General features: G+C 71.7%; 20 protein-coding genes. 13 read left to right on the forward strand and 7 right to left on the reverse strand.

The genetic code is table 11. From position 1 onward, the window contains the following. The first annotated feature begins 105 nt into the window (after positions 1-105). Positions 106-1,821: a chloride channel protein gene (locus tag I3V78_RS08030; RefSeq protein WP_338023493.1), complete on the forward strand. Its 1,716-nt coding sequence runs from the start codon at positions 106-108 to the stop codon at positions 1,819-1,821. After that, on the forward strand, positions 1,808-2,080 hold the full coding sequence (locus I3V78_RS08035; RefSeq protein ID WP_204485728.1) for a hypothetical protein: 273 nt from the start codon (positions 1,808-1,810) through the stop codon (positions 2,078-2,080). Before I3V78_RS08030 ends, I3V78_RS08035 begins: the two co-directional genes overlap by 14 nt. Positions 2,081-2,083: 3 nt before the next feature. Here the strand turns inward: I3V78_RS08035 and I3V78_RS08040 are convergent, their stop codons facing one another. Together I3V78_RS08040 and I3V78_RS08045 are read right to left on the reverse strand one after the other, a co-directional pair. Continuing rightward, positions 2,084-6,814 carry a translocation/assembly module TamB gene (locus I3V78_RS08040; RefSeq protein WP_204485729.1) on the reverse strand — a complete coding sequence of 1,577 codons (4,731 nt, stop codon included), beginning with the start codon at positions 6,812-6,814 and terminating at the stop codon, positions 2,084-2,086. After that, positions 6,811-9,021, reverse strand: a complete 2,211-nt coding sequence (locus I3V78_RS08045; protein ID WP_204485730.1) for an autotransporter assembly complex protein TamA — start codon at positions 9,019-9,021, stop codon at positions 6,811-6,813. Before I3V78_RS08045 ends, I3V78_RS08040 begins: the two co-directional genes overlap by 4 nt. A gap of 199 nt (positions 9,022-9,220) precedes the next feature. Here I3V78_RS08045 and I3V78_RS08050 point away from each other — a divergent pair, with 199 nt between their 5' ends. After that, complete coding sequence (locus I3V78_RS08050) at positions 9,221-9,547, forward strand: hypothetical protein (protein ID WP_204485731.1); 327 nt, start codon at positions 9,221-9,223, stop codon at positions 9,545-9,547. Positions 9,548-9,608: 61 nt separating this feature from the next. On the opposite strand, the gene I3V78_RS08055 is transcribed toward I3V78_RS08050, so the two are convergent. Beyond that, complete coding sequence (locus tag I3V78_RS08055) at positions 9,609-11,156, reverse strand: 4-alpha-glucanotransferase (protein ID WP_204485732.1); 1,548 nt, start codon at positions 11,154-11,156, stop codon at positions 9,609-9,611. A gap of 133 nt (positions 11,157-11,289) precedes the next feature. Between I3V78_RS08055 and I3V78_RS08060 the strand changes: the two genes are divergently transcribed. The 5 genes from I3V78_RS08060 to I3V78_RS08080 all read left to right on the forward strand — a co-directional run bounded on the left by I3V78_RS08060 (position 11,290) and on the right by I3V78_RS08080 (position 14,551). Further along, the gene (locus I3V78_RS08060; protein ID WP_204485733.1) at positions 11,290-11,871 is read left to right on the forward strand and encodes a DNA-3-methyladenine glycosylase; all 582 of its coding nucleotides are present in this window, start codon (positions 11,290-11,292) and stop codon (positions 11,869-11,871) included. A gap of 34 nt (positions 11,872-11,905) precedes the next feature. Next, the gene (locus I3V78_RS08065; protein WP_204485734.1) at positions 11,906-12,520 is read left to right on the forward strand and encodes an RNA polymerase sigma factor; all 615 of its coding nucleotides are present in this window, start codon (positions 11,906-11,908) and stop codon (positions 12,518-12,520) included. 66 nt (positions 12,521-12,586) lie between these two features. Further along, positions 12,587-12,826: an anti-sigma factor family protein gene (locus I3V78_RS08070; RefSeq protein WP_204485735.1), complete on the forward strand. Its 240-nt coding sequence runs from the start codon at positions 12,587-12,589 to the stop codon at positions 12,824-12,826. Beyond that, a complete protein-coding gene (locus I3V78_RS08075; RefSeq protein WP_204485736.1) occupies positions 12,823-13,917 on the forward strand; it encodes a radical SAM protein in 1,095 nt (364 codons plus the stop codon). The genes I3V78_RS08070 and I3V78_RS08075 overlap by 4 nt, the downstream gene beginning before the upstream one ends. A 16-nt stretch (positions 13,918-13,933) precedes the next feature. Beyond that, positions 13,934-14,551, forward strand: a complete 618-nt coding sequence (locus I3V78_RS08080) for a DedA family protein (RefSeq protein WP_204485737.1) — start codon at positions 13,934-13,936, stop codon at positions 14,549-14,551. Between the two features lie 19 nt (positions 14,552-14,570). Here I3V78_RS08080 and I3V78_RS08085 read toward each other — a convergent pair whose 3' ends face one another. After that, positions 14,571-17,729 (reverse strand): ABC transporter substrate-binding protein, encoded by a 3,159-nt coding sequence (locus I3V78_RS08085; RefSeq protein WP_204485738.1) that lies wholly within the window; start codon positions 17,727-17,729, stop codon positions 14,571-14,573. On the opposite strand from I3V78_RS08085, the gene I3V78_RS08090 reads away from it, so the two are divergent. Beyond that, positions 17,719-18,804 carry a transglutaminase domain-containing protein gene (locus tag I3V78_RS08090; protein WP_239576343.1) on the forward strand — a complete coding sequence of 362 codons (1,086 nt, stop codon included), beginning with the start codon at positions 17,719-17,721 and terminating at the stop codon, positions 18,802-18,804. The two genes, I3V78_RS08085 and I3V78_RS08090, sit on opposite strands and share 11 nt — an antisense overlap. Here the strand turns inward: I3V78_RS08090 and I3V78_RS08095 are convergent. Then, complete coding sequence (locus I3V78_RS08095; RefSeq protein ID WP_204485739.1) at positions 18,801-19,826, reverse strand: arginine N-succinyltransferase; 1,026 nt, start codon at positions 19,824-19,826, stop codon at positions 18,801-18,803. The genes I3V78_RS08090 and I3V78_RS08095 overlap by 4 nt on opposite strands. Positions 19,827-20,096: 270 nt before the next feature. On the opposite strand from I3V78_RS08095, the gene I3V78_RS08100 reads away from it, so the two are divergent. From I3V78_RS08100 to I3V78_RS08115, 4 genes are all read left to right on the forward strand, one after another. After that, the gene (locus I3V78_RS08100; RefSeq protein ID WP_338023494.1) at positions 20,097-21,104 is read left to right on the forward strand and encodes a polysaccharide lyase family 20 protein; all 1,008 of its coding nucleotides are present in this window, start codon (positions 20,097-20,099) and stop codon (positions 21,102-21,104) included. A gap of 32 nt (positions 21,105-21,136) precedes the next feature. Next, complete coding sequence (gene mug / locus I3V78_RS08105; protein WP_275583477.1) at positions 21,137-21,715, forward strand: G/U mismatch-specific DNA glycosylase; 579 nt, start codon at positions 21,137-21,139, stop codon at positions 21,713-21,715. Positions 21,716-21,787: 72 nt separating this feature from the next. After that, on the forward strand, positions 21,788-23,323 hold the full coding sequence (locus tag I3V78_RS08110; protein WP_204485741.1) for a S8 family serine peptidase: 1,536 nt from the start codon (positions 21,788-21,790) through the stop codon (positions 23,321-23,323). 107 nt (positions 23,324-23,430) lie between these two features. Continuing rightward, positions 23,431-24,711 carry a TIGR04013 family B12-binding domain/radical SAM domain-containing protein gene (locus I3V78_RS08115; RefSeq protein WP_204485742.1) on the forward strand — a complete coding sequence of 427 codons (1,281 nt, stop codon included), beginning with the start codon at positions 23,431-23,433 and terminating at the stop codon, positions 24,709-24,711. Positions 24,712-24,726: 15 nt separating this feature from the next. Here the strand turns inward: I3V78_RS08115 and I3V78_RS08120 are convergent, their stop codons facing one another. Both I3V78_RS08120 and I3V78_RS08125 read right to left on the reverse strand, forming a co-directional pair. Continuing rightward, positions 24,727-25,308 carry a hypothetical protein gene (locus I3V78_RS08120; RefSeq protein WP_204485743.1) on the reverse strand — a complete coding sequence of 194 codons (582 nt, stop codon included), beginning with the start codon at positions 25,306-25,308 and terminating at the stop codon, positions 24,727-24,729. A gap of 75 nt (positions 25,309-25,383) precedes the next feature. After that, positions 25,384-26,277, reverse strand: coding sequence for a lysozyme family protein (locus tag I3V78_RS08125; RefSeq protein WP_338023495.1), 894 nt, complete (start codon positions 26,275-26,277; stop codon positions 25,384-25,386). Between the last annotated feature and the right edge of the window lie 133 nt (positions 26,278-26,410).

Here is a 26,410-nt window from a genome sequence, read left to right on the forward strand (position 1 = left end):
AGCCCTCGCCGCGCCTGTCGGGGAAGGCGCGGAGGGGGTGAATCCCACGTGGAGGGCACGGGGGCGGGGGTTATGGTCGAACGTGTGGGCTCCTCCTTTCTCCGCGTGATCCTCCATCCGCTCCGGCCCTTGCGGCGCCTGTTGGGGGACGCGCAGCGCTTCTGGGTCCTGGTCGTGGTCACCGGCCTGGCGAGCGGGCTGAGCGCGGTCCTGCTGGTCTCCTTCCTGCGCTGGGTGCAACGCCTCGCCTGGTCCGAGGGCGCCGACACCTTCCTGGCGTCCGTGGAGCAGACCTCGGCGGCCCACCGGGTGGGGGTGACGGTCCTGGCGGGGGGGTTGGTGTCGGCCCTGGTGCTGCTCATCCGCCAGCCGCTGCGAGGCCATGGCACCGCCGGCATCATCGAGTCCATCTGGGTGAAGTCCGGCCGGATGCAGCTGCCCCGGACGTTGTTCCGGGGCGTGGTGTCCATCGTGGCGGTGGGGCTCGGGGCGCCCCTGGGCCGCGAGGGGGCGCTGTTGCAGTCCGGGGCCGCCACGGCGTCCGCGTTGGGCACGCAGCTGCGCCTGCCGCCGGATCGGGTGCGACTGCTGGTGGCGTGTGGGGCCTCGGCGGGCATCGCCGCGGCGTACAACGTCCCCATCGGGGGCGCGCTCTTCGGCCTGGAGGTGCTGCTCGGCGGCCTGGCGCTGGAGCTGTTCGGCCCCATCGTGCTGTCGTGCGTGGTGGCCACGCTGGTGTCGCGCATCCTCATCGCCGACCACCCGAGCTACCTCATCCCCCAGTACCACCTGCTCAACCCGCGGGAGATGCTGCTGGCCATCTTCTTCGGGCCGGTGCTCGGCGTGGCCTCGGCGCTCTACGTGCGCACGGTGAATGCCTTCGCGGTGGCGCTGGAGGGCGCGCCTCCGGTGCGCGCCGCGCTGCTGCCCGTGGTGTCCATGGGCGCGGTGGGGGGGGCGGCCATCTGGTTTCCCCAACTGCTGGGCAACGGGTACGACTCGGTGAACGCGGCGCTGCAGGGCCAGCTGCCGCTGATGCTGCTGCTGCTGCTGCCCCTGCTCAAGATGGTGGCCACCGCCCTGTGCGCGGGCGCGGGGATTCCCGGCGGGCTCTTCACGCCCTCGCTCTTCTACGGGGCGCTGCTCGGGGGCGCGCTGGGCTCGCTCGCCCAGTGGGTGTGGCCGGGCGTGGCGCCGCCGGGGGCCTACGCGCTCCTGGGCATGGGCGCCATCCTCGCGGGCACCACCCACGCCTCGGTCTCCTCGGTGCTCATCATCTTCGAGCTGACGGGCAACTACGACATCGTCCTGCCGCTCATGCTCATGTGCGTGCTGTCGACGGTGGTGAGCCGGGGCCTGTGCCCGGACTCGCTCTACACCTCCAGTCTTTCCCGGCGCAACGTGCGGCTGCCCGAGCGCCAGGGCCCCAGTTGGTTGCGCCCGACGGGGGTGGCCGCGCTGCTCACGCGGGAGGCGCCCACGGTGCACCCGCGCACCTCGTTCCGGGAAGTGGTGGTGCGGCTGTTGGAGGTGCCCGCGGGCTTCGACCTCTACGTCACCGACGAGGCGGGGCGGCTGCTGGGCGTCGTCGTCCTGGACTCGCTCAAGGGCCACATCCCGGACCATGAGCTGCTGGACATGACGCTGGCCGCGGACGTGATGGACCTGACCGTGCCCACCGTGCGCGCGGACATGTCGCTGTCCGAGGTGGCCCACCTGTTCGGCGACACCGCCGTGGAGCGCCTGCCGGTGGTGGACACGCGCGGGCTGCTCCTGGGCACCATTTCCAAGAGGGAGCTGCTGCGCCATGGTCGATTCTGAGAGACAGAAGCGGGACGCCCGGCGCTGGGTGGTGGCGTCCCTGGTGGGCGCCCTGGCCCTGCTGGGGGTGGGCGTGCGCTACGCCCCGCACCCGCGCACGCCCCCGCGCCGCCGTCCCCGCGCCACCGCGCGGGCCACTCCGGCCCCCGCGTCCCCTCCACGCGCGCGGGCCCCGGAGCCCGAGGCGCGGGAGCGCGAGCCCCGCGAGGACGCGCCCCTCATCGCCCCCTGGGTCTACTTCGTGCTGCCCCGGCCCTGAGCGTCAGTACTCGTTGCTCCAGAGCAGGTCCGCGCCGCCCACCTGCGCGTCGCCGTACTGGGCCTCCACGCCCCAGCGCGGGCCGAACTGGTACTCCAGGCGCACGGAGTTGGCGTTCTCCCGCCGGGTGGTGGACTGGTTCTGCGGCGTGCCAATGCGCCCGCTGTAGCCCAGGTAGAGCTTGTCGGTGAGGTACTTGCCCACCTCCAGCCGCGCACCCGCCAGGCCCTCGTCGCCGGACTCGATGGACAGCACGTCCAGGGGCACCTTCGCCGAGATGGCCTTCTTGGCCTGGGCGGCCAGCACCGAGCCAAGCACCGACGCCACCTGGCCCTGGTTCATGGACGCGCCCGAGCCGCCGGCCTTGAGGGTGCGCCGGCCCGTGGCCAGCAGCGTATAGATGTCCGTCTCGGCGAGCGGCGGATCACTCGTGGGCTTGATGGTGAAGTCCTTGCCCTGCCCGCGCACGGCCACGTACACCGTGACGCCCGCGCTCTCGTTCTTGTACTCGGCCGTGGCGTTGATGTACGGCGCGGCGGGCGGGCCCGTGAAGCGCACCTGGCTGGAGTTCTGCACGCTGAAGCGCCGGCCCAGCACCTCCACGTCGCCGCGCTTGACGAGCACGTTGCCGTTCATGGTCAAGGTGTCCGCGGTCTCCACGTAGAAGTTCTCCGACAGGCCGAGCTCCACGTTCACGTCCGCGCCCTGCACCCAGAGGTTGCGCGGGGCGTTGAGGGTGACGCGGATGCGGCGCGTGGCGCTCGAGGGGCCCGCGCCCCCCGTGGCGCTGCCCGGAGTCGCGCCGTCCGCGCTGGCCTCGGCGGACGCGGTCTTGGGCGGGTTGAGCGGCTCGCCCGCGCACGTGAGCACGATGCCCTCGGGCCGCTCGAGCGGCTGCAAATCCTTGCGCTTGGCGTCGGGCAGTTTCACGTGCAGCTCGGGGATGGAGAGGTTCTTCACGTTCACGAACTGCGTGGACTTGGAGATGTCCCCCTCGAACTGGGTGCGCAGCTGCAGGATGGCGAAGAGCTGGTCGTCCAGCACGAGCGGGAAGTCGTCCATCTGCCCCTCGCCGCTCAGGACGTACGCGCCCGACGGGGTGCGATCGCCCCGGGCCTTGAGCTGGAGGCTTCCGCCGCCGCTCTTGGCGGAGAAGTCGGTGAGCTCCATGCGCTGGTCGTCCACGCGCAGGGCCACGTGCACGTCGCGGTAGTCCCCCAGGCCCTCCAGGGCGAGCCGGCCCTTGTTCCACTCCACGCGGCCCTTGATGACGGGCGAGCCGACGGTGCCGTCCACCCGGAACTTCTCCATGATGAGCTCGCCGCCGAGGGTGCGCACCATGGGCAGCTGGGAGCCGGAGAGAAAGCCCAGGTCGAACTGGTGCGAGTCGAGCTGCACCTCGATGGGGATGCGGTTGGGGTCCATGCCCTTGCGCAGCGTGGACAGGGACAGGTCCTGCTTCGCGCTGCCGCGCGCCATGAGCGTGCCGCCGGTGGGCGAGGTGAGCAGGGCCTCGAAGGCGGACTTCGCGTCGGCGTAGGTGTAGTGCACGCTCGCGTGGCCGAGCCCCATCTGGTCCACGCCGATGTTCTGCAACCCGGCGGTCAGGTCCACCTGGGGATCCTCCAGCGTGCCCCGGGCGCGCAGCGTCAGGGCGATCACGTTCTGGGGCGTGCCCGAGTCCGAGGGCTGGGCGAAGACGCGCTCCCCGGCGCGGCAGCGGGCGAGCGCGCCGGCCTTGGGGGACACGCTGGCCAGGCCCTCCAGCTCGCGCTGGGAGATGGGGCCCGCCTTGGCGCTGAGCGTGAAGGGCACCCGGCCCACCACGTCCTGATCCTGCAGGGCCTCGAGCGAGGCGTTCACCTGCGCCTCCAACTGGGCGAGCAGGGTGGCGTCGCGTTTGGCCACCAGCTTCACCTTCACGGCCGAGGCGCTGGTGGTGAGCGCCAGGTCGCCGTCGATGGGCACCACGCCGTTGACGGTGGCGCGTTTGGCCGTCAGCGTGAGCTCACCCACGGGCGAGAGCACGGGGCCCGTCAGGTGCGTCTTCATGGACAGGGTGCCGCCCGCCTCGGTGGCGAAGCCGAACTGGGCCAGCAGCGTCAGGGGCAGCTCGGAGATCTCCGCGTCGATGGCCCGCATGGGCGTGTTCATCATCTGCGTGGACGTGGGTGTCTTGGCGATGAGCCGGCCCAGGGTGAAGGGCGTGGCCAGCGAGGCGGTGGCCTTCTCGGCGAGCCCGTCCAAGTGGAGGCTGGCGCTCAGGGCGCCGTCCTTCTCGTCGGACTGGGCCGTCAGCTCGAAGGCGAGCGGCTTGCCGAGCATGTCGGCGGGCAGGGCGCCGGGCGCGATGATGACGGGCGCGGCCTCGGTGGCGGTGGCGCCCCAGTAGCGCAGCTCGGAGCCCTTGAGCGTGAGCTGGAGGCGCGGATCGTTCGCCATGCCCTTGAGCGTGAGCGTGCCGGTCACCTGGCCGGTGACGGTCTCGGGCTGCTGGGCCATGCGCAGCGTGGGGCCCAGGTCCAGGTGGTCCACCGTGACGAGCAGGTCCACGGCCTCGCGGCGCTGCTTGAGCAGGGCCTGCACCGGCACGTCGAAGCGGCTGGAGACGCGGAAGGCCGGCGCGCTCGCGGAGAACGTGCCCTTGGCCTTGTCGCCCACGTAGCGCGCATCCACCTCGAAGGCGAGGTCGTCGTACTGCTGGTAGCGGCCCCCGCGCAGCGTCATCTGGGCGCGGGCGTCCGGACGCGCGGTGGTGCCGCTCACCGCCACGGTGCCGGACAAGAGGCCCTCCACGTCGAAGTCCGGCGGCAGGAAGGCCTTGGGCAGCCGCGACAGGTCGAAGGCGCGCAGCTCCGTGTGGGCCTGCAGGCGCGTGCCCTCCATGCGCAGCCCGAGCGACAGGAGCTGCTCGCCCGAGGTGAGCGTGAGCGCGGGCTTGATCTCCACCGCCTTGCCCCAGGCCACGTGGGTGGGGGACTTGAGCGTCCAGCCCTCCTCGGGGTAGCGCAGGGTGAGGTCGTCGAGGGTGAGGCCCTGGTTGTCCTTGTCCACGAGGCCCGCGAGCGCGAGCGTCAGGTTCTCCTGGCCCTCGGTGGTGAGGGACAGGTCGAGCTTGCGGCCCTGGGTGGCGAGCGTGGCGGCGAGGTTCTGGTAGTCCCGGCCCCCGGCGCTCAGCTCACGTGCCCGGATGCGCGCGTCGGTGATGAGCGGCTGGGTGACGTCGGGCATGCGCACGTCCACGGTGAGCGCCTTCACGGCGGTGTCCGCCCAGGCGACCGTGTCGAAGCCGCCCACCAGGCTCACCGCGGGCGCCTGCAAGGGCCCGGAGACGTTGAAGCTCAGGGCGCCCTTGCCCGACAGGGGCAGGGGCTCGCCGCCGCCCAGCCGGCCCACGGTGCCGGCGAAGGTGCCCAGGTTGTCCGCGAGCAGCTGGCCCTTGAGGTTGACGTCCTGCTGCGTGGCGACGCCATCCGCGGTGAGCGTCACGCCCGGGGCGAGCGCCTGGAGCCGGGCGAGCGTGAAGCGGCCCTGCTTGGCGTTCACGTGCATCTCCACGGGGCCGAGCTGCTGGCCCGCGATGGGCGAGGCGGGCATGGAGAAGTCGAGCTGGCCGTCGAGCGTGTCCAGGCTCTTGCCGCCGCCCTTGACGCTCAGGTCCGCGGCGAGCGTGGCCGCGGGGCCGCCGCCCAGCAGCTTCGCCAGGTCCAGGCCGCGCAGGCGCGCGGTGAAGCCGTCCGTGGTGAACTTCTCGAGGTCCACCGCGCCCTGGGCCGTGAGCGTGCCGTCCGCGGCCTGGGCGTTGAGGTCCACCTTCACCACGTCCCCCGTCATGCCCACGGTGCCCGCCAGGGACACCGGCGCGGCCAGCGGGTAGGAGGGCAGCACGGCGCGCCCCAGCGTGGGCTCGAGCGTGAGGCGCTTCACCTCGGCGTGCAGCTGCTTCTCCCCCTCCATGCCACCGCTCGCCTGGAGCACGAGCCCCGGGGCGGTGAAGTCCACGTCGCCGCTCAGGGCGCCTTCCTCTCCTTGCGCGGACACCGCCAGGCGCACCGGCCCGCGCTGGGGCTTGTCCAGCGCCGCGGTGGCGTCGAGCTTCGCGGCCAGGGCCTCGGTGGCCGCCGCCCACGAGGCCGCGCCCGTGGCGTCCAGCGTCTCCAGGCGCACCTCCTGGTTGCCCTCGGGGCTCACCGTCACCAGCGACACCTGGCCGCCCTCGAGCCGCAGGGACTCCAGGGTGAAGCGCAGCTTTCCACGCGGGGCGTTCGGATCCTCGGGCTCGGGCGGGGAGGGGTTCTTCATCGCCACGGCGCGCGAGAGGTTGAGGCCCCGCGCGTCCTGGCGCAGCGTCAGGTGGGGCTCACCCAGCACCACCGAGCGCACGCGCACGTGCTGGCCGAGCAGGGGCAAGAGGGCGAAGCGCACCTCCAGGCGGCCGAGCTCCACCACCCGCTCGCCTTCGGGATCATCCAGGGTCACCCCGGTGAGCATCACCGAGCGCGGACTGAGCGCCAGGCCGCCCACCTCCAGGTGCCCCATCAATTGTTCGTTGGCTTGCGCCACCGCGAAGTCCCGCAGCCGGGCCTCGCCCGGCGGGCTCATCAGGTACGCGAGCGCTCCCACGACGAGCAGGAGCACCAGGCCCACCAGGCCGAGCAGCCCCCAGAGCAGGCGGCGTCCCCAGCGGCGGGGCTTGGAGGGCGGCGGAGGGGTGGGCGCGGTGGCGGTGGTCAAAACGCCTCTCCAATCGAGAGGAAGAACGTGCAAAGACCCTCGGGGGCTCCCGCGTACTCCCTCTCCACGTTGACGGTCCGCGGCGTGCCATCCGGGCCCGTGATGGTCTGTTTCTTCACTCCCAGTCCGAAACAGTCACCCAGTCCACCAATGGTGCCGATGGTGGTCGTCTGGCCGGGGGCGCTGAAGAAGATGGGCAGTGGTCTGCCGATATTCAACCTCCGGGCCACATCCAATCGGATGGGACCGACGACGGTGTTGTAGCGCAGCCCCAGGCCCACGGCCTGGTAGTGATAGTCGCCGAAGATGCGGCCGCTCTCCTTGAGCGGGTCGTCCTGGCGGGGACCGAAGGTGAGCGCGCCACTGCCGGTCAGGCCCGAGTCGTGGAAGACGGCGAGCGACAGGTCCGAGATGAGCCGGGCGCGCACCTCCACGCTCGTCTCCACCAGGCTGTTGCCGCCCACGGGCACGACGCGGTCCGAGGGCTGCTCGGCGTCCAGGTTGAGCACGTTCATGGGCGAGAGCCGGCGGCTGTTGAAGCCGCGCATGGAGGCGCCGCCGCCGGAGAAGAAGCGGTTGACGATGGCGCTGTCCGTGCGCACGCCGCCCTCCACCGAGGTGAGCAGCGTGCCCAGGCGCAGCCGGGCCGCCAGGGTGAAGCGCTCGCTGGGGCCGAAGGTGTAGTAGCCGCGCACGTCCGGCAGCACGCGCACGAAGTCGTAGTCGCCCCCGAGGAACTTGCCGCCCTCCTGGAAGGACAGCGAGGCGTAGTAGCCCTGGGTGGGCGCGAGCGAGTCGTTGCGGCGGTTGAGCTCGATGAACTGCTCCAGGTAGCTCACCGAGATGTTGCACCGGTCCGAGGTGGTGGTGTCGCGGCAGCCCAGCACGAGCGCGGGCGCGGTGGTCTGGTCCACGCTGCCGCGCTGGCCCCGCAGGTTGTAGAGCTCCAGGTTGTAGGTGGGGGACAGGGACAGGTCCGCCCGGGGCTGCCACACGACACCGGCGCGCGCCCGGCCGCCGATGAAGTTGTAGGCCTGCTCCAGGCCGCGCTCGGCGGTGAGGGACGTCTGCAGGCGCAGGTCGCGCGCGAGGAAGCGGGGCTGCTCGAACTGGGCGGAGACCTGGAAGATGGGCCCGTGGGGCGTGGTCTCGTTGGGCGCGTCGGCCACGCCGTCCCCGTCCGTGTCGATCCGGTCGAAGGCGGCGGTGATGTTGGGGATGAAGGCGTAGCCCACGCGGCTCGTCAGCGTGAGCTTGCGCAGGCCGCCGAGGAAGTTGCGGTGCGTCCACTCGCCGAGCACGCGGATTTCCTGCCGGGCCGCGTCCAGACCGATACCGCCACCGGCGCGCACCGAGCGGAAGGGCGCCTCGCGCACGTCCACCACCACGGGCACCGTGCGCGCCTCCCGGTCGGGCGCGCCCCGGTTGACCTTCACCGCGCCGAACACGCCCATGCGGAAGACGCGTGCCTGGGCCTCGGACAGCGCCGACTCGGTGAACCACTCGCCCTTCTTCACCGAGCCCTGCGCCTGCTCGATGATGCGCCGGGGGTTGACCTGGGGGTTGGCGTCCGTGGCCACGAAGATGTTGCCGAAGCGGTAGCGCGGCCCCGGGTTGGCCCGGATGTCCACCGTGGCGCCCTGGGTGGCCAGGTCCACCCGCACCTCGCCGCCCACCTCCGCCTCGGCGTAGCCCAGCTCGTGCAGCCGCGCTTGGATCTGCTCCTGGGTGCCCGCCCACTGCTCCTCGCGGAAGACCTCGCCCTGTTTGACGGGCAGCCCCTCCAGCGCCTTCTTGCGGTGCTCGTCGGGCAGCTCCTCCAGGCCCGACACCTCCACGGCCGCCACGAGCGTGGGGGCACCCTCGTTGATGACCACCTCCAGCGCCACCTTGTCCTCGCCCCGGGGCTCCTGCTGGGAGGACTCGATGCGGGCGCCGTAGAAGCCCTGGGCCTGGTAGTAGCGCACGATGCGCTTGAGGTCCGCCTGCCAGGTGTTGGGGTCGAAGGTGCTCGGCTTGCCGAAGGGGTTGAGCCGCTGCCACCAGGGTGTCTTGGTGGTGAGGATCTTCTCCTTGATGTCGGAGGCCTTGACCTGGTCGGTGCCCTTCAGGTCGAGCGCGACCACCTGGGGCTGCTCCGGGGGCTGGGAGGCGCGCTGGTGGGCACACCCGGCCGTCACGGCCAGCGCGGTGACGAGGGGCAACATACGGCGACGGAGGGGCGAGAAGGAGGCGACGTCCACAAGCGGTACATAGTCTGGAAGTTTCCAGAGGGAAGCCCTGTCCTCGAGGCCACCCCCCTCAAGGTCGTTTCCCCGCCGGTGAGCGACCTTTGGCGGACATTTTGGGGGGCCGGAGGGGCCCGGGGCGTGCATCCCGGGCGCGCCTGCTCCAGAGTCGGGCCGTATGCGATGGCCAACCAAGGGAGTGCTGGGCGCCGTGGCGCTCGTGGGGCTCGCCGCCTGCGGGGTGAGCGACGACGAGGCGGTGCGGCTCAAGGAGGGCGCGACGCTGGGCGTGGCGGGGCGGGGCGGCCTGCGCAACTGCACCGCCCTGGGCTGCGGCTACCAGGACGAGTTCTGCGTCCAGGTCTTCTTCGAGTACGGCCGCTCGCCCGCGGTGTGCGTCGCGCCGGACATCTGCGAGCGGCTCGAGTGCCAGCAGGCGGGACAGCAGTGCGCCATCTTCGATGGCTTCCCCGGGCAGGTGAAGTGCATCGAGCCCCGGGAATGAACGAGGCCCCTCTCCCCCGGGGGGAGAAGGGCCTCGCGCACCCCTCACGCCGCGGGGCGGCCTAGCGGCGGGCGGACGCGGTGAGCAGCCCCAGCTTCTGGGCGGCCTCGCGCGTGCGCGCGTCGGTCAGCAGGTCCTCGGTGTTCTGCGCGATGCGGTAGCCCCAGTTGGCGTCCCCCACCGAGCCCGGCAGGTTGATGCGGTCCTTGGTGCCGAGCACGTCCTGCCACGGCAGCACGCACAGGTCGCTGCCCGAGTTGAGCGCGGAGGCGAGCGTGGCGCGGTGCACGTCCGGGGAGAACTCGCGCGTGACGTGCACGCCCTGGAACTCCGGGTAGACGCGCGCCATGCCGGTGCGCTCGTCGTCCGTGGCGGCCTCCCACCAGTCGGCCACGGGCTCGGTGTCGTGCGTGCCCGTGGTGGCCAGGGACACGGCGGGGAAGGCGTGCGGGTCGCGGTACACCCCGTCATCGCGCTCCCAGCGCATCACCCGGTAGCCGGGCAGGCCCAGGTTCTTGAGGATGGCGCGCACGAAGGGCGGCACCACGCCCAGGTCCTCGGCCACGATGCCGGCGCCCTCGGACAAGAGGCGGAAGTGGTGCTCGCCCTGGCGCCGCCAGGCCTCCTCGTTGTCGGGCACGAAGCGGCCCGTGGGGGTCTTGTCGTCGCGGATCCACTGGCGGAAGTAGCCCACCGCGTGGTCCACCCGGCGCAGGTCGTAGTAGCTGGCGGCCTTCCTGGCGCGCTCCTTGAGCCAGCCGTAGGCGCCCTTCTCCATCTGGGCGAAGTCGAAGTAGGGCAGGCCCCAGTCCTGGCCCGTGGCGGAGAAGTCGTCCGGGGGCACGCCCAGGCGCGCGTCGCGGCGCAGGATGTCCCGGTGGGCCCACACGTCCGAGCTGTCCTGGCCGATGATGAAGGGCTCGTCGCCGCACAGGAGCACCTGGTGCTCGCGCGCCTTCTGGCGCACCGCGTTCCACTGCGTCTCGGCCACCCACTGCAGCCAGGCGTGGTAGCGCACCTGGCGCTCGAGCCGCGCCGACTCGGCCGCGAGGGCCTCGGGCTCGCGGTCGCGCAGCGGCGCGGGCCACTCCCACCAGGGGGCGTGGTTGCGCTCCTCGGAAATGGCCGTGTAGAGCGCGTAGCTCTCCAGCCACTCGCCCTGCTCCGTCCTCCAGGCGCTGAAGGCCCGGGCGCGCTCGCCCTGGGGCCACTCGGTGCGCTCGAAGTGCTCGTAGGCCCGGCGGAACGCGGCGCCCTTGAGCTTGAAGACCAGGTCGTAGCGCACCCGGGGCGCGGCGCGCGCCTCGGCGAGCAGCCGCTTGTCCTCGTCGGACAGCGCCGCCTCGCCGCCGGTGGCCTGGAACTCGGGGAGGCTGCCCAGATCGATGAACAGCGTGTTGAGGCCAAACGCGGAGCGCGTGGCGTAGGGGCTCGGGTCTCCCGGCGCGGTGGGCAGGAGGGGCAGCAGCATCAGCAGCCGCTGACGCGCCTCCGCCATCCAGCGGAAGAGACCATCGAGACCGCCGAAGTCACCGATACCGAAATCGGTCTTCGAGCGGACGGAGAACAGGGGGAGCAGAAGGCCTGAGACGCGGCCGGTGGATGCCATGGTGCGCGCACAATGCACCACGCGCCCCGTGCTGTGAACTGTCCTGGCCATTGGACGTGCGCCTGGGGTCGCTCGGGACCTCCAACAGACAACACATTGACGCGCGGGGGGCGTGCGCGGCATCCCTCGGTCCGTGAAACTGCCCCTGTCCTTCTACGCCCGTCCCGCGCTCACGGTGGCGCGCGAGCTCCTGGGCGCCCACCTGGTGGTGGAGGCCGAGTCGGGCCGACGCGTGGTGCGCATCGTGGAGACCGAGGCCTACGTGGGCGCGCACGACCTGGCCTGTCACGCGTCCAAGGGCCGCACCCCCCGCACCGAGGTGCTCTTCGGTCCCCCGGGGCGCGCCTACGTCTACCTCATCTACGGCATGTACCACTGCTTCAACGTGGTGACGGACACGGAGGGCGTGGCGGCGGCGGTGCTCATCCGCGGCGCCGAGCCGCTCGAGGGCCTGGGGGCGGCGGTGCGCACGGACGGGCCGGGGCGGCTGTGCCGGGCGCTGGGGCTGAGCCTCGCGCACAACCGCTGGGACCTGGCGCACCCGCCGCTCTACCTGGAGGCGGGCGCGCCCGTGCCCGAGTCCCAGGTGGCGCGCGGGCCCCGCGTGGGCGTGGACTACGCGGGGGCGTGGGCACTGGAGCCTTTTCGACTCTGGGTCCGTGGCAGTCAACACGTCAGCCGGCCCCCCGGTCGCGGGTCCCGCGAGTCCGCTTGACGGCCAGGAGCCAGACTGGGAGGGTGCGCCCCAAATGTCCGACGAGGCCGTCAAGGAAGAGGACCGCCAGCTGGTGGACCGCGCCCAGGGGGGCGACATCAGCGCCTTCGAGGCCCTGGTGGATGCCCATCGCGACAAGGTGTACGGCCTGGCGCTGCGGATGACCCGCTCGGAGGCGGATGCCGCGGAGATCACCCAGGACACGTTCTTCTCCGCCTACCAGCACCTCAAGGAATTCCGGGGGGATGCCGCCTTCGGCTCCTGGGTGCACCGCATCGCGGCGAACAACGCCCTCATGCGGCTGCGCCACCGGCGCGTGGTGCAGGCGGCCGAGGGAGAGCTCCAGGGCCCGGAGTTCACCGAGCGGGGGAGCTTGAGCGCTTATCCCACCCGCGACTGGAGCCGGGACGCGGAGGACCGCATCCTGGACGCCGAGCTGGGGCTGGCCATCCAGCGGGCGACCGCCCGGCTGCCCGAGGGCTACCGGGAGGTGTTCCTCCTCAAGGACGTGGAGGGGCTGAGCTACGAGCAGATCTCCGAGGTGACGGGGAATTCCATCCCCGCCATCAAGAGCCGACTGCACCGGGCGCGGCTCGCCCTTCGCGAAGCCATCGACCAGTTCTACAATCAGGGCGACACGAGCGGGTGAAACCCATCAGGGGCCGGCGCATCTGCGTGAAGGACAAGGACGCGGAAGGCCACGGCCGAGGTTCGGATGTACACGTGTAAAGACGCCATCAACCTGCTGCTGAACATGCTCGACGGGGAGATGTCCCCGGAGGAGCGGCAGCACCTGCGCGAACACCTGGCGGGCTGTTCTCCCTGCGTGGACTTCCTTCGCACCTACCGGGCCACCCCGGGCTTGTGCCGCAAGGCGCTCGCCGAGCAGATGCCCAAGGAAGTGTCCGCCAAGCTCACCGAGTACCTGCGCGCGCGCATCAAGTCCGCCTCGTGAAATTCCAACTCAAGACGCTGTCGCTGCCCGAGCTGCAGGAGGCCCTGGCCCCCGCGGCGCCCTCCCCCGTCGCGGTGCGCAAGGTGTTCGCCTCCGTGTTCGCCCATGGCGCCTCCACCCTGGAGGAGGTGTGCACCGCCCCCCAGGTGCCCAAGCGCGTGGCGGACTTCCTGCGGCAGAACGCGGAGATGAGCCGCCTGCAGATCGTGGAGCGCCGCCAGGCGGACGACGGCTTCGTGAAGTACCTCTTCGCCTCGCCGCTCGGGGGTCGGGTGGAGGCCGTCCGCATCCCCATCTTCGACCACAAGTACGTGGTGTGCATCTCCAGCCAGGTGGGCTGCGCGCTCGCGTGCGACTTCTGCATGACGGGCAAGCTCGGCTTCCAGCGCAACCTGCGCACCTGGGAGATCCTGGACCAGGTGCTGCAGATCCGCGCCGAGGCGGACCGGCCCGTGCGCGGCGTGGTGTTCATGGGCATGGGCGAGCCCCTGCTCAACTACACGGAGACGCTGCGCGCCGCGCAGATCCTCTCGCACCCGGCGGGCTTCGCCATCGCCGGGGACGCCATCACCTTCTCCACCGCGGGCCTGGTGCCCGCCATCCGGCGCTACACGAGCGAGGGGCACCCCTACCGGCTGGCCTTCTCGGTGACGAGCGCCATTCCGGAGAAGCGCGTGAAGGTGCTGCCCATCGAGAAGGGGCACCCGCTGCCGGAATTGGTGGAGGCCATCCGCGAGTACGCCGAGGTGCGGCGCGAGCGGGCGATGATCGCCTACGTGGCCATCAGCGGCTTCAACACGGGGCTCGAGGACGCGCTGGCGCTCAAGAAGGTCTTCGAGGGCATCCGCATCAAGGTGGACCTCATCGACGTGACGGACCCCACGGGCAAGTACCTGCCGCCCTCGGCCGAGGAGCTCAAGGCGTTCCGGGACCACCTGCAGGTGGTGGGCGCGCCCATCGCGCGGCGCTACTCGGGCGGCAAGGAGATCGGCGCGGCGTGCGGCACCCTGGAGGCCTCGCAGTACGGAGGCGTGGTGCTGCCCGCGCCGGCCGCGGAGCCGACCGCCGCCCCGGCCCTTCGCCCCAGCTGAGTCCGGGAGGCCGCTCATGGTGGAGTACCTGGACCAGCTCATCGCGAACCTGAGCCTGTGGTGGGGCCTGGGGCTGTTCTTCCTGGCGGCGGCGCTGGAGTACGTGGTGCCGCCCTTTCCCGGGGACACCATCACGCTCCTGGGCGGGGTGTACGCCGTGCGCGGCCATCACCCCTGGCCGCTGATGTTCGGCGTGGTGGTGGCCGGCAGCGTGCTCGGGGCCTTCATCAACTACCAGGTGGGCCACTGGCTGGGCGCCCGCTTTGAGCAGCACCCGGGCAAGCCCTTCTTCGGCATCACCCACGCGCAGCTCGAGGGGCTCCAGGCGCGCATGCGGCGGCGCGGGCCCTGGCTGCTCATCATCAACCGCTTCCTGCCGGGCATTCGCGGGCTCATCTTCGTGGCGGCGGGCGCGGCGCACATGCCTCGCGTCAACGCCCTGTTCTTCGGGATGCTGTCGGCCATGGCGCACACCGCCCTGGTGCTCACGCTCGGGGCCACGGTGGGCGGCAACCTGGACCGGCTGGTGGAGCTGATGAACCGCTACCAGCGCGGGGCCCTCTTGCTCGTGGGCATCGCGCTGGGGGTCGCCCTCATCCGCGTGCTGCTCAAGCGGCAGGCCCGCGCCACGTGAGCCCCGCGCGGGCGCCCGCTCAGCCGCGCGGGGGCACGGTGGGTTGATCCATCCACAGGTGCTCGAAGCGCACCTGGGGGGGCGTCTGCTGTAGCCGCAGGCCCTGCACCTGGGCATTGGCGGCCGTGTGCATGCGGTTGTGGAACAGCGGGATGACGGGGCAGTCGTCGAAGACGAGCCGCTCGGCGAGCCGGTAGAGGCGCTTGCGCTTCTGCGGATCGATGGTGACGCGCGCCTCCACCGTGAGCCGATCGAACTCCGCGTTGAGGTAGCCCAGCGAGTAGAGCAGCTGCGCCTTGGAGTTCAGGTGGAAGTAGAGGAAGTTGTCCGGGTCCGGGTAGTCGGCGATCCAGTTCACCCGGAAGGCGGCGAGCGTGCCGTCGCGGCGCCGCTCGCTGTAGTCCTCGGCGCGCAGCTCCACGTGGCGCAGGTCCACGAGCCGGGCCTCCACGAGCGGCCGGAAGAGCAGGGCGTCCTCGGCCGAGGTGTCGCGGCCCTGGGGGTGGTAGAGCGTGAGCGGGAGCATGCGCACCCCGGCCTCGCGCAGGAGCCGCTCCGCCAGGGAGACATCCGCCTGGAGCTCGGGCATGGGCCCGTCGTCCTCCAGCAGCTCCGGCGGGGTGAGCGTGCGGGCCACGTGCGCGCCCTTGTGGAAGTCGTCCACCAGCGAGCGCACGTCCAGGCCCGCGCGCAGCGCCTTGCGCACGCGCACGTCGTTGTAGGGCGACTCGCGCAGGTTGAAGCCGAGGAAGGTGGTGGAGGGCGTGGTGCTGGTGACCACCTGGTGTCCGTCGCGCTCGAGCGCCTCCACCTGCCGCGCGAACAGGTGCGACACCATGTCCACCGTGCCCTGGCGCAGCGCCGTCACCGCCTGCTCGCGCGACTCCATGAGGTTGAACTCGATCCGGTCCAGCAAGGGCTGGCCCCGGCGCCAGTAGGCGGGGTTGCGCTCGAGCGTGATGCGCTCCGGGCCGAAGTCCACCAGCCGGAAGGGGCCCGCGCCCACCGTCTGGCCCCGGGCGTCCATGCGCGCCACCGCCGTGCCCGGCAGGGCCATGAGCTGCAGGAAGAAGGCCTTGGGCTCCTCCAGGCGGATCTCCAGCGTCGCGCCGTCCACGGCCTCGATGCCCGTCACCTCGCGCGCGCGGCCCTCCAGGTACGCCCGGGCGCCCTCCACGTCCTCCAAGAGGCCCCGGTCCGGGGACTTCACCGCCGGGTCCAACAGCCGCTCGAAGTGGCGCTTCACGTCGCGCGCCGTGAGCGGCGTGCCGTCATGGAAGGTGACGCCCGCGCGCAGGTGGAAGCGGTAGCGGCGCGCGGACGGGTCCGCCTCCCAGCGCTCGGCCAGGTCCGGCACCAGCACCCCGTCCTCCAGGCGCAAGAGGCTGGAGAAGACGCACGAGCTCATCTCCAGGATCTGGTTGTCCACGGAGAAGAGCGGATCCAACCCGCCCTGGGCGCGCGCGAAGGCCGCCTGGTGGACGGCCGCGCGCAGCGTGCCGCCCGGCGTGGGCGTGGGCAGCCGGAAGCGGAACACCTCGCCATCCAGGCTGCGCGCCTCGTGCGCGAGCTGCTCCACCGAGCGGCTCAGGCCATCGCCGATGTGCATCACCTGGAGCGCGTCCTGGCGCACCTGGGCCACTTCCTCGCCAATGGCCGCGTCCCCGCGCATGAGCACGCCGTGCGCCGCGCGGATCTCCTCGATGGCGGTGCTCAGCCGCACCACCGCCGTGGACAGGTCGCGCCCGGTGCGCGCCTGGCCCTCGGCCTTCTGCGACGCCTCCTGCGCGAGCTTGGCCATCTGCAGCGTCTGGTGCACCAGCTCGCGCCCGTGGCCCGCCTGCTCGATGGCCGCCCGGGTCACGTCATCCACGCGCCGCGCCACCCGGCGGCTCGCCTCCACCACCGTGGAGCCCTGGGCCTCCAGCCGCTTGGTCTCGGCCACCGTGGCCTCCACCGCGCTGAACGTGCGCTGGGTGATGGCGCGGAGCTCCCGCAGGTCCTCGGCCGCCCGGTCTCCGAGCTGCACGCCCACGCCCGCCTGCTCGCGGCCCTCCTTCACCAGGGACACCGCCGTGCCCACCTCGCGGCGGATGCCGCCCACCATGGTGGCGATCTCCCGCGTGGAGCGCGCGGTGCGCTCGGCGAGGCTGCGGATTTCGTCCGCCACCACGCCGAAGGGCCGGCCCTGCTCGCCGGCCTGCGCGGCGATGATGGCGGCGTTGAGCGCGAGCAGGTTCGTCTGGTCGGCGATCTCCTGGATGACGTCCACGATGCGGCCAATCTGCGTGGAGCGCACGCCGAGCGAGTCCACCAGCTCGGCCGTCTTCCGCACCGTCTCCTCCACCCGGTACATGCCCTGCACGCAGTCGTTGACGAGCACCGCGCCGTGCTCGGCCGTGGCCGTCACCGCGTGGGCGAGCTGGTTGGTCTCCGAGGCCCGGTGGCGCACGGCGTCGATGCCCGACTGCACCACCTGCACGAAGGCCTCCGCCTCGCTCGCGAAGCGCGCCAGCTCGTCGCCCGAGGAGGCGATGTGGTGCAGCCGCTCGCTCATGGACTGCACCTGCTGGGTGGTGCGGTGCGAGAAGTCATCGAGCGCGAGCAGCGCCTCGGCCACCTGCCCGAGCCGGTCCGACATGTCCGTGAGCGAGCCGTTGGTCTCCTGGGCGAACGTCTCCAGCTGCGCCACGCGCTTGCCCGCGGCCTGGAGGCTGTGGCCCATGCTCACCACCGACTGCTGCGAGCGCTCCACCGCGCCGCCCTGGCGGTGCGCGGCCTCCAGGAGGATGCCCACCTTGTCGGAGACCTCCTGGCAGGTGCGGCGCACGTTGCCCGTCACCCGCTGCACCTGGCCGAGCGCGCGGCGCAGCGAGAAGAGCAGCCGGTGGGCCTCGCGCTGCTCGCGCGTGCCGCTGTAGTACGCGCCGTTGGTGAGGTCGCCCTCGGCCAGCCGCGCGAGCAGCCCCGCGCGCTGGCGGATGCGGTCCCTCGCCCAGAGAAACCAGAACAGGTAGCTTGAGCCGAACACCACCGTGGGAGGGCCGAGCAACACCACGGCCCAGCTGGCCCCGTTGAGGGGCTGCTCGCCGACGAGCGAGAGCAGTCCTCCCAGCACGAGGGACAGCGCGAACGAGGCGACGATGACGAACGAGAGGAGATACTTGTTGGCGCCCATGGGAGACCGAGGCCGCACCGTACCTCGCCTCGCCGCGCGGTTCCTCCTCCGTGCTCGCGCGGGCCGCCCCACCGCCGGGGTTGTCGCGGTATTACTCGCTTGGACGACCCACGCGGGCGAGCTTTCCGGGGAGGACCGTTTCGTCTTCTCCTGGCGGGGCATTCCGCTCGGCACCGTCACCCTGGCCTTCGCCCCGGAGGCGCGGCGTTTCCTCTACACGTCCCGGCACGTGCACACCCGCGGTGGACACGTGGGGCAGCGCACCCGGGAGGTGGCGCTGGTGCTGGACGCGAAGGGGCGGGTGGAGGGGCGCGGGAGCGTGCCCCAGACGTGGTGGTTGTGGCGGGGGCCGCCGGCGCCGGGCTGTGTCACCGGCCGCGAGGAGCTGTCCGGCCGCGAGGGGCCGCACTGTGTCACCGGGGCACGCGAGGGCCACGTGGAGGGCACCATGCTCGGGCAGGCCTTCACGGCGGACTACGACGCGCGGGGTCGGCTGCGGGAGGTGGTGGTGGGCGCGTCGCGCTTCGTGGCGGTGGCGCCGGGCACGCGGACGCGGCCGCCGCCGGACCTCTTCGTGGAGGGGGTGGCCGTGGAGGGCGGCACGCGAGGCGCGCTGCGCTTCGAGCCCGCCTGGCCCCTGGTGGCGCGGCCCGCGTGGGTGACGGACTGGCGGGCGGACGAGGCGCGGGCGCTCGCGGCCGAGGTCCACGCGGCCTTCGCGGAGAAGGCGCCCGGCGCGGCGGACTGGAGTGACACGGGCGAGGGCGAGGGCGGCGCGTGTCTGGCCCACGCGGCGCGCTTCGCGGCCCGGGCGGCCCAGCGGGGGCGGCGCGTGGCGCTCGTGCAGGGCCTGCTCGTGGTGGACGGGGGCCCGGGCCGGCCCCATGCCTGGGTGCGCGTGGGCCTCGCCGGCGGGCGGACCCTGGACCTGGATCCCACCTCGCTGGACGCCGTGCGCCCGGACACGCACCTGCCGCTCGCCCTGGCCGAGCCGGGCACGCCGGCGGTGGAGGCCGGAGAGCGCTGGCTCGCGCTGCTCCGGGGCGAGCACCGCGTGGTGCGCGCGGGCCCCTAGTCGAACGGGATGACGGACAGCCGCGCGCCCACGGGGGCCTGGAGCAGCTCCTTGGCGCGCGCGGGCAGGTAGGCCGTCTTGTCGTCCAGGCGCGCCGTGGTGCGCACCGCGCGGAAGCGGTTGCGGCCCGACTCGCGCTCGTAGCCCACGAGCACGTCATCCCCCTCCATGTCGAAGTCCTCGGCCGCGAGCTTCACCGAGCGGTAGCGGCGCACGAGCGTGATGTCCGCCAGGTTCGCCTCGAAGTGCGGCCCGCCGTCGAACGGATCGATGCGCTCCACGTAGCGAAAGCCCACGCGCTCGAGCATGCGCTGCACGCCCTGGGTGTTGGGCCCCACCTCGCCGAGCACCTTCTGCACGCGCTCGGGGAAGAGCGACGCGTACACGTCCGAGGAGGGGAACAGCTCCTTGATGAACTCCTTGTTCTGCCGGCTCAGCCGGTCCGCCTCCTGGTAGTCCAGGCCGGTGAACTTCTTGCCGCACGCCTCCCACAAGAGGCTGCGCCCGTCCGGCATGAGCGGCGGGAGCAGCTCGGCGAGCACCCGCGGCCGGAACGAGCGCTTGTGCATGGCCATGAAGAGGAAGCGCGCGTAGGACAGCTGCTTGCCGGGCTTGTCCGGCGTGGCGCGGTAGGGCGGGTCCACCACCAGGCCGCCGATCTCCGTGGGGCCCTCGTAGTTGTAGCCGATGGACAGCACCTTGTGCCGGAAGTGCCGGCCGATGCTCACCGAGTAGTGCTCGCGCTCGGACACGTCGTAGTAGATGTGCGGCGCCTCGTAGGTGCCGTGCTGCGCGATGATCATCGACGTGCCGATGAGCATCTCGTTGCGGACGTCCTCCAGGACGAAGAGGTACTCCCGCTCGAAGGGGTTCTTCACCTTGTCCGAGAAGCTCTTCACCGACGTGTCGATGATGGCCTCGAGCATCTCCTCGTTGTTGGGCAGGTTGACGGTGTTGAGCACCGCGGCGAGCCGTTTGAGCCCGGGCAGGTCGGTCTTCTGGACATCGCGCAGGACGAGCATGGGGCACCCGCGTCCCCCCCTTCCGGCCGGGGGTCCGCTGACAGGGAGGGCTACCTTACACCACCTGGGAGGCGCGTCAGCCGCGCTCCCCGTCCGAGCGGGCAACGCGCCGCGTCGCTGCTCCCGCTTTGTCTGCTTCTCGCGGCCCGGGCGCTCGGCCGTCTGTCTGCCCTTTTGTCAAGGGAGAAGAAATGACAGCCGCTTGAAATAAAACTCCAAAATGAGAGCGTGCACGTCGCCGTTGGCGTTCCAACCTCGACGAGGGAGTGCGTGCCTTTGAGAAGACTCCTGCTTTCTTTGCTCACCGTGCTGTTGCCAGTCTCGTCGTGGGCGGGTGTGGTCTGGCGGGGGGACTTCGAGACCGGCAACATCGGGCAGTACACGAGCACCCAGCGCGTCAGCGCGGACCGGCTGCAAGTCGTTCAGGCCGCGGGCGCCACCCCCGACAGCCGCTACGTGCTCAAGGCCACGGTGCGCCAGGGAGACAATCCCATCAACGCCAGTGGCAACCGCAACGAGCTCGTCTACATGGGCAAGGAGCGGGAAGGGTCCGAGTATTACTATCGCTGGCAGGTGAAGTTCGCGCCGGACTACCCCAGCGCGAACACCTGGCAGGTCTTCACCCAATGGCATCACGAGGGCTGCTGTGGCTCACCGCCCGTGGAGTTCTTCGTCAAGGGCGAGGAGATCCGCCTCACGCTCACCAACACCACGACGCCGTGGAAGACGAAGCTCGTGCGCGGCGAGTGGCAGGACTTCATCTTCCACGTGAAGTGGTCGTCGAGCGCGTCCGTGGGCTTCGTGGAGCTGTGGCACAACGGCAAGCTCGTGCTGTCCAAGCTCAAGCACGCCACGATGTACCCGAACGACGGCATCTACCTGAAGCTGGGCCTGTACCGCAGCGACACCGTGCAGCCGGTGGGCGTCGTGTACCACGACGGTTTCACCCAGGCGACGGCGTGGGAGGACGTGAAGCCCGCGGACCCCACGCCCGTGCCCGTGCCGCCCGCGGAGCCGACGCCCGCGGAGCCCGACGCGGGCACGCCTCCGGCCCCCGACGCGGGTGAGCCCGAGGCCGACGCGGGCGCTCCCTCCACCGAGCCGTCGCCCATCGTGGACTCCACCTCCCCCTCGCCCGTCGTGGACACGCCGCCGGCCCACACGCCCTCCGTCGAGGCCATCGGCCCGCACGTGGGCTGCACCAGCGCGGGTGGCCCGCTCGGCGCCCTGGGCCTGCTGGGGCTCGGGGGCCTGCTGCGCCGCTCGCGACGCCGGTAGCGCCAGGGCGACGGCAGAAGTAGTCTGGGGCCATGGGACGCCCGACGTCGAATCCCAGGCCCCGGCCCACCCCGGAGGAGCTGCTCGCCGCGGTGGGCGCGACGATGCCGGATGTCATCGCGCCCGGCCTGAAGGTCCTCTTCTGCGGCATCAACCCGAGCGTGTACTCGGCCGTGGTGCGCCACCACTTCGCCCGGCCGGGCAACCGCTTCTGGCCCGCGCTGCATGCCTCGGGCTTCACGCCCCGCCTGTTCTCTCCCTTCGAGCAGGAGGAACTGCTCGCGCTCGGCTGCGGCATCACCAACGTCGTCGCCCAGGCCTCGGTGTCCGCGGACACGCTGACGGCCGCCGAGTACGCCGAGGGGGGACGCCAGCTGGAGGCCCGGGTGCGGCGCTACGGCCCACGCTTCCTGGCCGTGCTCGGCATCGGCGCCTGGCGCACGGCCTTCCAGAAGCCGCGCGCCGTGCTGGGCCCCCAGCCCGAGTCCCTGGGGGGCGCCCGCGTCTGGGTGCTCCCCAACCCGAGCGGCCTCAACGCCCACTACCGGCCCGTGGACCTGGCCCGGCTGTTCCGGGTCTTCCGCGAGGCGGTGGAGTCGTTCCCCAGGTAGGGCGGTTTTGAGGGTTTGTCAGGGATGTCCTATAAGACGGTCCTCCAATCCTGTCACCGAGGGGAGCTGTCCATGCGGATCCCGAAGAAGCCCATGCTGGCCGTTGCCTGTCTCGCCCTGTCGGCGTGCGCGCCGGAAGCCTCCGAGCAGCAGCCGGAGGCCCTCACCCCCGTCGTCGCCGGCAAGTTCCTGCGCTCGCCCGAGGCCATCTCCGGGCAGTACATCGTCGTGCTGAAGGACGCCGAGGTCGGCAAGGCGCAGGTGCCCATGCGGGCCCAGGCGCTGGCCACGCGCCACGGCGCGGCCGTCACCCTCACGTACGCCCACGCGCTGCGCGGCTTCGTGGTGCGCGCGGACGAGCGGGGCGCGCGGGCGCTCGCCCAGGAGCCGGAGGTCGACTACGTGGTGGAGGACGGACGGGCCGAGGCCATCGGCACCCAGTCCGGCGCCACCTGGGGCCTGGATCGCATCGACCAGCGCGACCGGCCGCTCAATGGCGCCTACACCTACGACACCACTGGCGCCGGGGTGCACGCCTACATCATCGACTCCGGCATCCTGACGACCCACGCGGACTTCGGGGGCCGGGCCACCGGGGACTTCACCGCCATCAATGACGGCCGGGGCGCGGGGGACTGCAACGGCCACGGCACGCACGTGGCGGGCACCGTGGGGGGCACCACCTGGGGCGTGGCCAAGAACGTCCGGCTGCACGCCGTGCGCGTCTTCGACTGCACGGGCTCGGGTTCCTGGTCGTCCGTCATCGCCGGCGTGGACTGGGTGACGGGCAACCACGTCAAGCCGGCGGTGGCCAACATGAGCCTGGGCGGTGGGGCCAACCAGGCGGTGGACGACGCCGTGCGCCGCTCCATCAACGCGGGGGTCGTCTACGCGGTGGCCGCGGGCAATGAGTCCACGGATGCCTGCTCGCGCTCGCCGGCGCGCACGGGCGAGGCCCTCACCGTGGGCGCCACCGACAGCTCGGACACGCGCGCGTCGTTCTCCAACTACGGCGCCTGCGTGGACCTGTTCGCGCCCGGTGTGAACATCACCTCGGCGTCCTCCTCGGGGGGCTCCACCAACATGAGTGGCACCTCCATGGCGTCTCCCCACGTGGCGGGCGCGGCTGCGCTCTACCTGGAGCGGGTGCCTGGCGCCTCGCCGGGCGCGGTGACCGCCGCGCTGCTCACCCAGGCGAGTCTCGGCAAGGTCGCCAACCCGGCCGCCTCCAACCGTCTGCTCCACAGCCGGGTGTCGGCCTCCTCGTCGTGTGGATTGCTCTCCGGAGGCGCGTCCCTCCTGGTGGGCCAGTCGCTCGGCGCCTGCGCCGGCACCGCCACGCTCGTTCACCAATCGGACGGCAACGTGGTCATCTACGACCGGTTGGGCGCCCTGTGGTCGACGGGCACCGCCGGGCGCGCGACCTCCTCCTTCACCATGCAGGCGGACGGCAATGCCGTGCTGTACGCGCCCGGGAACGTGCCCCTCTGGGCCTCCAGGACCGCGGGCCATTCGGGCACCCGTCTGTGGATGCAGGACGACTGCAACCTCGTCATCTACAACGCGAACGCCACCCCGGTGTGGGCCAGCGGCACCTCCTGCCGCTAGGCCCGAGGCCACGGGGGGTCTCCGGTGGAGGCCTCCGGTGGAGGCCTCCGGTGGAGGCCTCCGGTGGAGGCCGCCCTCCCCCGGCGTGCGTGTTAGCCTTTGGGGCGATGGCTTCCTCGAACAAGGTCGCGCTCGTCCTGAGCTACCAGTACCCGGGCAAGTACGCCCTCACCGTGCTCGCGGGCGCGGTGGAGGCGGACGCGGTGGGCCAGCACGTGGCCCTGCGCTTTCCCCGGGACCGGGAGTCCTTGCTGGCCTCGGTGCTCGAGTGCCTCGACGCGGGCTACCAGGTGGCGGTGGCGTGGTCGTTCTACTCGGCGAGCTTCCCCGCGGCGGCCGAGGAGCTGGCGTGGCTGCGCGAGCGCCTGGGAGGCCGGGAGGTGCTGTGCCTCGCGGGCGGCGTGCACGCCACGGCGGAGACGGAGCAGACGCTCCGGGCGGGCTTCGACCTGGTGGGGGTGGGGGAGGGCGAGGTCATCCTGCTGGAGCTGTTGCGGCGGATGGTGCGCGGCGAGGAGCCCCGGGAGACGCGGGGCTGGTCGCGCCTGGTGGAGGGGCGCCTGGTGCCGCGTGGCCGGGGCGAGGGCGTGGTGCTGGACGCGTATCCGCCCTTCGCGCCGGGGCACGCGAAGTACGGGGCGATCGAGATCACCCGCGGGTGCATCTACGCGTGCCGCTTCTGCCAGACGCCCTTCTTGAACAAGGCGCGCTTCCGGCACCGGAGCGTGGAGAACATCGCGCACTGGGTGCGGGTGATGCGCGCGGCGGGCAAGCGGGACGTGCGCTTCATCACCCCCACGTCCATGTCCTACGGCACCCAGGACGAGACGATGAACCTGGAGGCCATCGACCAGATGCTGGGCGCGGTGCGCGAGGCGGCGGGACCCGAGGGGCGCATCTTCTACGGGACGTTCCCCTCGGAGGTGCGGCCCGAGCACGTGACGCCCGAGGCGCTCGTGCTGCTCAAGCGCTACGTGCGCAACGACAACCTCATCATCGGCGGGCAGTCGGGCAGCGAGCGCGTGCTCCAGGAGATGCACCGGGGCCACGACGTGGAGACGGTGGTGCGCGCGGCGAGCCTGGCGGTGGAGCACGGCTTCGTGCCCAACGTGGACTTCATCCTCGGCCTGCCCGGGGAGTCCTCCGAGGACATCCAGGCCACGCTCGCGCTGATGCGGCGGCTGGCGGACCTGGGCGCCAAGGTGCATGGGCATACCTTCATGCCGCTGCCGGGCACGCCCTACCGGGACGCGCCGCCGGGCGCGGTGGACGACGACACCCGGCGGGAGCTGGACCGCCTGGCGTCCCAGGGGCGGCTGTATGGCCATTGGAAGCAGCAGGTACAGCTCGCCCAGGGCATCGCCACCCGGCGTCAGCCCCGGCGGTGAGCCGGGGCCCGGCGCTCAGCCGCCCCAGGGCTCGATGCGGGTCGCGGTGAAGTCGGCGCTGATGTCACAGCGCACGTCGTCCGAGGGCTGTCCCTCCGGGGGCAACCGGTAGGAGTAGTAGTGGCCCGTGTAGCTCGACGGAGCGCTCGCGCTCGCGGGCACCGTGTTGAACTGGCCGACGATGGAGGCGCTGAGCCGGTGCATGTTTCCGTCGGCGAGCTTCTGGGTGTTCTCGCCTTCGATGACGATCCGCGGGCGTGTGCCGGGCTCGTACCGGCCCGCGAGCGGAATGTCGCTCATGCTGCCCTTCACCGCCTCGCCATCGCGCGCGAATTTCATCTCGGTGGGCAGCTTGAGGCCCAGCCGATCACAATCACCGACGAGCTGGAGCTTCGGGAAGGTGAGCGCGTAGGTGCCCGCGATGACATCACACGTGTCATCACAGATGGCGGGAGGCGACGGCGTATAGTCGGAGCTCCCGCATCCGGGATTGCCCAACCCGCTGCCCATCGTCATCACGCCGAGCATGGCGATCAACGGCAGACGCAAGGGAAAGCGGGCGGACTGCGGACCGGGACGCTGCGAAGAGGTCGACACGGGGTGAAGCTCCTGTTGGGGAAGGAATGACGGGAGCTTACTCCAAACCCCTCGCGGGTTCCTCGGGGCGGGCCGCTAGGCCGCTCCAGCCACGGCGTCCGCCACGTAGTCCCGGCGCCGCTCGAAGCGATCGCGCGGAACCTTCCAGTCGTTGAGCATCTTGTCCTCGTCGGAGAGCAAATCCTTGAGGCCCTGGAGGTCATTGTTGACGAGCAGCGGCTGGAAGTCCTTGCGCGTCTCCGGCTTGTAGTCACCCCGGAAGCGCAGGTCCACCGCGACGTCCAGGAGCGCCGGGTCCAGGTTCTCCCAATCGACGCGCCCGAAGGCCTCGAGCCGCGAGGGAGAATTGGAGATGTCCAGCACGTCCTTCTCATGCTCGGCATACACCGTGTTGAACAGGTTCTTCTGCGCGCTCTGGCTGATCTCGATCGCCGCGACGTCGGGGCGGTTGACGAAGTCCCGAGCATCCTGGCCCGTCAGCTTCGCCCCCTGGGCCAGCAGCTCGGCATCCGCCTGGGGCACGCCCGCGGCCGTCAGGTGCTCCACCACCTGCTCCGAAGTGCGGTACTTCATGTCGTAGCCCCGGCCGATGGTGACCCCGGACCCCAGGGTGGGGTGGTGGGGCGTGCGGCTGAAGAACGCGCCCCGCGTCTCCATGCCCTCCGCGTCGAACGTGAGCTGGCCCTTGGGGACCTTGAAGGCGCTCTCGAAGTTCTCGGGGAGGGCGGGCAGGGGCTGGGTGAAGGTCTGGGCGACCGGGTTCATCGGCGTGGCGTCGAAGAGGCCCGGCACCGACGCGCCCGGCTGTGCCGGCTCGAAGCGGCTGTTCGGGTCGAAGCCCGCCCGCGCCAGGGGCGTGGCGTCCCGGAGCGCCGGCGTCGAGCGGACGGCCCCGGCGGGATCGAAGCCGCTGCGCTCGAAGTTCACCGTCGGCGTGCGCGCGGGCGGCGTGCTCGGCGTCGGGTTCACGCTCGCGGCGTTCGCGCTGGACGGCGACGGGGAACTCGAGCCCCCACTGGACGAGGACACCGGACTCGACTTGGGACTGGAAGACGAACCGCTGACGGAATCAACGCCCATGGGGGGCCTCGTTGGAGTGACA

It is taken from the genome of Archangium primigenium, assembly GCF_016904885.1.
Classification (GTDB): domain Bacteria; phylum Myxococcota; class Myxococcia; order Myxococcales; family Myxococcaceae; genus Cystobacter; species Cystobacter primigenius.

Bases quoted from the DNA above. Each gene is read 5' to 3' on its own strand.
- I3V78_RS08035 (WP_204485728.1), top strand. From the start codon at position 1,808: ATGGTCGATTCTGAGAGACAGAAGCGGGACGCCCGGCGCTGGGTGGTG.
- I3V78_RS08045 (WP_204485730.1), bottom strand. From the start codon at position 9,021: ATGTTGCCCCTCGTCACCGCGCTGGCCGTGACGGCCGGGTGTGCCCAC.
- I3V78_RS08050 (WP_204485731.1), top strand. From the start codon at position 9,221: ATGCGATGGCCAACCAAGGGAGTGCTGGGCGCCGTGGCGCTCGTGGGG.
- I3V78_RS08055 (WP_204485732.1), bottom strand. From the start codon at position 11,156: ATGGCATCCACCGGCCGCGTCTCAGGCCTTCTGCTCCCCCTGTTCTCC.
- I3V78_RS08065 (WP_204485734.1), top strand. From the start codon at position 11,906: ATGTCCGACGAGGCCGTCAAGGAAGAGGACCGCCAGCTGGTGGACCGC.
- I3V78_RS08070 (WP_204485735.1), top strand. From the start codon at position 12,587: ATGTACACGTGTAAAGACGCCATCAACCTGCTGCTGAACATGCTCGAC.
- I3V78_RS08080 (WP_204485737.1), top strand. From the start codon at position 13,934: ATGGTGGAGTACCTGGACCAGCTCATCGCGAACCTGAGCCTGTGGTGG.
- I3V78_RS08085 (WP_204485738.1), bottom strand. From the start codon at position 17,729: ATGGGCGCCAACAAGTATCTCCTCTCGTTCGTCATCGTCGCCTCGTTC.
- I3V78_RS08095 (WP_204485739.1), bottom strand. From the start codon at position 19,826: ATGCTCGTCCTGCGCGATGTCCAGAAGACCGACCTGCCCGGGCTCAAA.
- mug (WP_275583477.1), top strand. From the start codon at position 21,137: ATGGGACGCCCGACGTCGAATCCCAGGCCCCGGCCCACCCCGGAGGAG.
- I3V78_RS08110 (WP_204485741.1), top strand. From the start codon at position 21,788: ATGCGGATCCCGAAGAAGCCCATGCTGGCCGTTGCCTGTCTCGCCCTG.
- I3V78_RS08115 (WP_204485742.1), top strand. From the start codon at position 23,431: ATGGCTTCCTCGAACAAGGTCGCGCTCGTCCTGAGCTACCAGTACCCG.